Consider the following 5,960-nt stretch of genomic DNA (forward strand, 5'->3'; position numbering starts at 1 on the left):
CGCCTGCTGATCCGTGTGAAGGAGGATCGGCCGAGGCGTGGCAGCAACGTCCGATCGGCTCTGGAGCGCCGAATCGATAGCGGACTGCAAAGCCGCCCGGTCGGGCGCTGCACGGGCGGCGAGGCGTTCACCCGCCACATCTAGCGGTCCAGCCAAGAACCGTTTCGCGGTATCGTTCGAGAACGCGATCCGCCCCAGACCGTCGAGCAGCACGATCCCCATATTCAACCGCGTGAATGTCTCGCGCAGTCCGGCGCTTCCGGATTCCGCCTCGATCAGCCGCATGCCAAGCCGCAGCGCCTGTTCCGCATGCCGGGCGATCCGGGTCAGTATCGCGGTTTCCTCTCGGGTGTAATCATCCCGCGCGGACGAGCGCTGCAGGCTGATAACGACCTCCAGATCTGGTTCGGGGCAGATCGAGATCGCGGCAAACCATCGCAGGCCGAAGCGGCTCAGGAACTCGGTGAAAAAAGGGTGCCGGCCATGCTCCTCGATCAGCCCGAGTTTGCGGTCGGTCGCGACATCGCCGGACAACAGGAAACCGCGCTCGAACATGCGCACCGCGCGGATATCGTGCCGATGCCATTCGCGGTTATATTCCTCCTGCCCGGGGCCGAGCGTCGGGGAAACAATCACACCGAAACGGCCGTCCGTGCGCCGATAGGTCATGACCGCGCCGACATCGCCGAAAACGTCCGCGACTGCTTGCAGGGCGGCGGGCCATTTCTCTGGCGAAAGTGCCGTTGCGTAGATGGTTTCGACAGCGCGCACGAAGGCGCTGTCATCGAGGGATACCGGCGACATCGCCGGGCCGCCGGGCATTTCAGAATGGATGAAGTCACGCGTCATGGTATGCCGTCGTTGCAGACGCAACCATGTTGTATGCGCGTGGTCAACCTCCGGTAGCTATTTGGCCCCGACTAACTTTCGGGTCCCGGTCCGGCCCGTCCGTTTGGACGGCCGCGCATTCCGTTGTGCGGTGGCGACGCCCCCACGATCCAGCATCCGCCGCTCGTAAGCAGCGTCGCGCTGACCGGACATCCGGCCGGAGTGAAGTTCCAGCTTGTTCAGGGACGACAGCAGGGCCCTGTGCTCGGCGGCCGACAATACGCTGAGGACATTCGCCTCGAGCGTTCCCGCCACTTGATCGACCCTGTCGTAGACACGCCGGCCCTTGGCGGAGAGCGTTAGCACCACGCGCCGGCGGTCCACCTCATCGTTCTTGCGGCTGACGTAGCCACGCTGAACCAGCGCATCGACGGCGCGCGTGATCTTGTCGGGATCGACACTGGTGCGGCAGCCAAGCGCAGTGGCAGACAGTGGACCGAAAAAAGCGATCGTCTGCATGATCTTCCAGTTGTTGACCGAAATCGCGAGCTTCTTGGCGTGCAGCGCTGCGAGGGTCTGGTCGAGCCGCTTCGCGATCAGAGAGAGCCGGTAGCTCACGCGCTCGTCGAGTGGGATGCGCCGGACTTTCGCAGCCCCATTTTTCACTTTGCGATCGTCTTTCGCCACCGCACCAATCCTACCCGTTGTTTTTGTTTTTTCTTGCGGCGGCGATTCGTTGAAACGTGACTGATCTCGCGCAACCACAGCAACGCGTTGTTCTATAACTTTTGCAGATTGCAAGAAAGCAGCATTTTCTCGGCAGCTTTCGCGCCAACGCCGTGCTGTATCATGCGAGATCTCGCATGTCGTGCTCGTCCACGGAGCTCCCCTGCCCTCGGCGTAGAAACACGGCTGACACGACGGACAGCTGAACAGAAATTTTTTGCGCGCGACCAAAAGTAGACTTGCACAACTGTGGAGATTGAGAAGCATTCGCCCTAAGCTCCCACGCGGTGAAAATTATTTCGCCACCCGACCGGCACAAAGTTCACGGTCGTGCCGCAATCCCGCCTTTTCATGGATCGCGATGATGGGGGCGCGTGGCAGACGGGGTGCGTGCAGTGTCGCAGCGGTGCTGCTGACGCTTTTGACGCCATTGACCGCCCCGGCCCATGCCTGCGGCTCCCAGAGGCTGGGCGAAGGTTCCATCGCCGCCATTGAGGATCACCGGACCCTCAGTCTGGCTGACGGCCGCAAAATTCGTCTCGCGGGCATCGAATGGGGCGTAGCGGCCGACATCGCCCGCCCGGTCCTCTCGGACCTGCTTCTCGGCCGGACAATCGCCCTGAAAGGCACCGGAACGCCGGACCGCTACGGCCGGATTCATGCTTTCGCGTCCGTAAACGGCTCGGAAACCCCGATCCAGTATGTCTTGCTGGACCGGGGTCTGGCCGTGGCCGGAACCCGGATTGGCGATGCCGCCTGCCGGCACGCCCTGCTCGAGCGGGAACGCTCGGCGCGCAAGGCAAGGCTTGGCATCTGGGGCTCCGGGGATTATCGGTTGCATCAGGCGGACGACCCGGCGGCGATCCTGCAGAGCGTCGGCCGTTTTGCGATTGTGGAAGGCCGCGTTCTGTCCGTGCGTGAAAGCGGCAACACGGTCTACGTGAATTTCGGGCGGCGCTGGTCAGATGATTTCACCGTCACGATTGCGAAGCGCGCTGAGGCAACCTTTATATCGGCCGGTCTTTCGCCGCGCTCGCTTGCGGGCCGCGTCGTGCGGGTCCGCGGTGTGATCGAGGAACGCTCCGGTCCGTGGATCGAAGCCACGGCGGCGGATCAGTTCGAATGGGACGGCCCACGATGAGCCGTCGCGACAGGGGGATAACGCGGTTGCGGGGTGGTCGTCCGAGGCGACTGAAGGTTGCGGGGGCGCTGGCGATTGCGCTCGTCCTCGGCGCCTGCTCGGGCGGCGCCTATCAGCCGGGCCGCCATATTTCGCTGCCCGACCCGCCCAACGAACGCGCCGAGCCGCTTACACCTGCGCAGCGTGAGCATCGCCGCATTCTGGCGGTCTATGGCGGCGCCTATTCCAATCCTCGTCTCGAGGATCAGCTCAACACCACGGTCGAGAAGCTGGTCGCCTCATCCGAGCGGCCCGACCTGACCTACAAGGTCACCATCCTGAATTCGCCGGCGGTGAACGCGTTCGCGTTGCCGACGGGTCAGCTCTATGTCACGCGCGGCCTGCTGGCGCTTGCCAACGACACCTCCGAAGTCGCCTCGGTCCTCTCGCACGAGATGGCGCATGTGATCGCGCGTCATGCCGCGATCCGCGAAGATCAGATCCGCCAGGCCGCGCTCGTCAATCGTGTGGCGAGCGACGTGCTCGGCGATCCGCAGACCAGCGCGATGGCGCTCGCCAAATCGAAGATCGCGCTTGCCACATTCTCCCGCGGCCAGGAATTCGAGGCCGACGGTATCGGCGTCGGGATTTCCTCGCGCGCAGGGTTCGATGCTTACGGCGCGACGCGATTTCTCACCTCTATGGGCCGCAATGCCGAATTGCGCTCGGGCTCGAAAGCCGATCCGCGCACGCAGGAATTCATCTCCTCGCATCCGGCAACGCCGGAACGCATCGCCAATGCGACGCTGAACGCCCGCCAGTATTCCGCCGGCGGCAGTAACAACCGCGCGCGAAACGAGTATCTGCGCTATCTCGACGGACTGGTTTACGGCGAGGATCCCAGCGAAGGCTTCGTGCGCGGACGGAAATTCCTGCACCCGAAGCTCGGCTTCACTTTCACGGCGCCGGACGGCTTCGTGCTCGAGAACACGCCGCAGGCGGTGTTCGGCGTCAAGGACGGCGGCGAACTGGCGCTGCGACTCGATGTCGTGCGCGTTCCAGCCGACCAGAAGCTGGCCGATTATCTCAAGGCCGGCTGGATCGAGAATATCGACGAGACCTCCATCGAGGAGGTCACGATCAACGGCCTCCCCGGTGCAACCGCGACGGCAAAAGGTGATCCCTGGGGCTTCCGCCTCTACGCGATCCGTTTCGGCAGCGAGGTCTATCGCTTCATCTTTGCCGCGAAGAACAAGTCACCTGAACTTGACCGGCAGTTCCGTGAAGCGGTTGCCAGCTTCCGCCGCATGTCGAGCGCCGAGATCCGCTCGGCCCGTCCGCTGCGCCTCAAGATCGTGACCGTGACGGCGCGCGACACGATTGAACGCCTCGCGCAACGCATGGCCGTGTCCGACAAGCCGGTTGAACGCTTCCGTGTCCTGAACGGCATGGACCCCAACGACAAGCTCACGCCAGGCGACATGGTCAAGCTGATCGTCGAGTGACGTCCTTCGGGACGCGCATGGGTGAGAGTGCGGCGATCTATTTGCGCCCCATCCAGATTTCTTCGACATCGACGAGGCGCTTGCTCGACTCTCCGCCGGGGTTGCTGAGCATCACGTCCGCAGCCTTCAGGTCCTTGCTGAATCGGACGATCGAGTGTTTCTCGATTTCAGCAAGAGAGCGCTGTTCGTCCTCAAACCCGTCTGCAGAAAATTCAGTGAAGGGAGGGTTGTCCTCCAGATCCTGTTCCTGACTTGTGACGAATCCAAAGACCTGAATCCCCCCGGCAGGATCCGGCGCCACGACGACCTTCCAGAAGGAAATCGGCACAAAGACTTTGCCGGCCTCCTCGTCCTCAAGCCTCCAATCCTTTCCTGAAAAAAACGGGCCGCTGAAAATCGAGAGACGCGCGAAATCCTGATCCCGCGCCTGGGAGGCAATGTGATTTTCCAGGCGCCCCCAGACACCGTGATAACCCCATTTGTCCCTGTTGAACGTCTCGTGCTGCGGCGTGCAGTTCGTGAGATGGAAGGTGTCGGAGTTTGCGAAGATCAATTCCTTCCTGGAGGCCCCCCAGGCATTGTCGTCGCGGCGCACGAGATGCCCGTAATCCAGCTTCTTCCATCGGTCATAGAAGCCTTTGGGTAGCTGGTATTTCTCGTCCATGCGCTCGTCGATGATCCACCGGTCCTTACCGAAGCTTTCACGGCCGGCGAGCTTGCGAACGCCCTTGCTGTAATCGGTATTCCACGCAGCAAAAATCGGCATACGCCGCGTCTTGTGCATCACGACCGAGAAGTGATGGTAGTGAAGAACGGGGCCCGTGCCGCGCTTTTTCGGAGCAACCTGATTTCTGCCGGCCGGGGCGATCTCCGGCATCGGCGCCGGACGACTGCGGCCAAGAAAGTTTTCGTTGTAGCCGGCCCGATCACTGTAATCGGCATCGAACTCGAGCTTTTCGAGCAGAAACTCGTTGGCTGCGTTGCGCGCGGGAACGACAACAGCCGGCGAAGCGAATTTTGTGCATACGCAATCGGGCAGCCGCGCGGGACGATCGAGATTCTCGACGCGCAGCGCGACATTCAATGGCAGCAACGCAACGAAACCCTGCTCCGTCACACGCGGGATATCCGCTATCCTTGTCAGCGAAGGCGGCAAGGCTGCATCGCTGCCCGGCTGGATCTCGCTCTCCAGGGGAATTGCCGCAGGCTTGATCTCACCATTGAAACTCACATCGAGCAATTGTCGGATATCCCCTGCCGTAACCTGCGCGCGCAGGTCGGCAATGATCTTGCTCGTTCGCACGCCCTCGTTCGATTGCCACTTGATTTCATCCTCACGCGGCTTGCGGTCGGTTATCGGCAATCCGTCATGGCCGATATAATGCCCCTGCGCGTCCATCATCGGTTTGCCGGAATGATGAAGCGCAACAACATCCCACATGTCGTTGAATACCGGCGATCCCGACGAGCCGCGGAAGGTATCGCTCTCGTAAGTCAGATACGGGTCGGCATCTTCAAACGGATAGAGCTTGTTTTCGCGGCAAGCGACCTGTTTGCTCTCGCCGCCGGGATGCTGGATGATCGACAGGAATTGTCCGTAGTCGGCCTTTCCCAGTTGCGGATTCAACCGCAGCCAGCCGAACGCCGCCAGGTCTTCGGGTCCTTGTTTGCTGTCCGGGTCAATCGCGACGACGCTATAGTCGAGCGCCTCAACCGAGATAAAGAACCTCGCTGGCGCAAACGAAAACCAGGTTGAGACTCTTTCGTTTCCATTGGCGTCC

5 protein-coding genes and 1 pseudogene are annotated in these 5,960 nt (G+C 61.8%); 2 read left to right on the forward strand and 4 right to left on the reverse strand.

Annotation, left to right across the window (positions count from 1 at the left end):
* A partial coding sequence (locus VNZ93_RS24535) for a hypothetical protein (protein WP_325711771.1) occupies positions 1–849 on the reverse strand: 849 nt, incomplete at its 3' end.
* A gap of 57 nt (positions 850–906) precedes the next feature.
* Positions 907–1,821, reverse strand: coding sequence for a MarR family transcriptional regulator (locus tag VNZ93_RS24540; RefSeq protein ID WP_325711774.1), 915 nt, complete (start codon positions 1,819–1,821; stop codon positions 907–909).
* A gap of 139 nt (positions 1,822–1,960) precedes the next feature.
* Here VNZ93_RS24540 and VNZ93_RS24545 point away from each other — a divergent pair, with 139 nt between their 5' ends.
* Together VNZ93_RS24545 and VNZ93_RS24550 are read left to right on the forward strand one after the other, a co-directional pair.
* Positions 1,961–2,695, forward strand: a complete 735-nt coding sequence (locus VNZ93_RS24545) for a thermonuclease family protein (protein ID WP_325711777.1) — start codon at positions 1,961–1,963, stop codon at positions 2,693–2,695.
* Positions 2,692–4,179, forward strand: coding sequence for a M48 family metalloprotease (locus VNZ93_RS24550; protein WP_325711779.1), 1,488 nt, complete (start codon positions 2,692–2,694; stop codon positions 4,177–4,179). The genes VNZ93_RS24545 and VNZ93_RS24550 overlap by 4 nt, the downstream gene beginning before the upstream one ends.
* 37 nt (positions 4,180–4,216) lie before the next feature.
* Here the strand turns inward: VNZ93_RS24550 and VNZ93_RS24555 are convergent, their stop codons facing one another.
* Both VNZ93_RS24555 and VNZ93_RS25010 read right to left on the reverse strand, forming a co-directional pair.
* A complete protein-coding gene (locus VNZ93_RS24555) occupies positions 4,217–5,410 on the reverse strand; it encodes a DNA/RNA non-specific endonuclease (protein ID WP_325711784.1) in 1,194 nt (397 codons plus the stop codon).
* Positions 5,411–5,659: 249 nt separating this feature from the next.
* A pseudogene (locus VNZ93_RS25010) lies at positions 5,660–5,899 on the reverse strand (hypothetical protein); the annotation flags it as partial.
* Between the last annotated feature and the right edge of the window lie 61 nt (positions 5,900–5,960).

The organism is Pseudorhodoplanes sp., assembly GCF_035565795.1.
GTDB lineage: Bacteria > Pseudomonadota > Alphaproteobacteria > Rhizobiales > Xanthobacteraceae > Pseudorhodoplanes.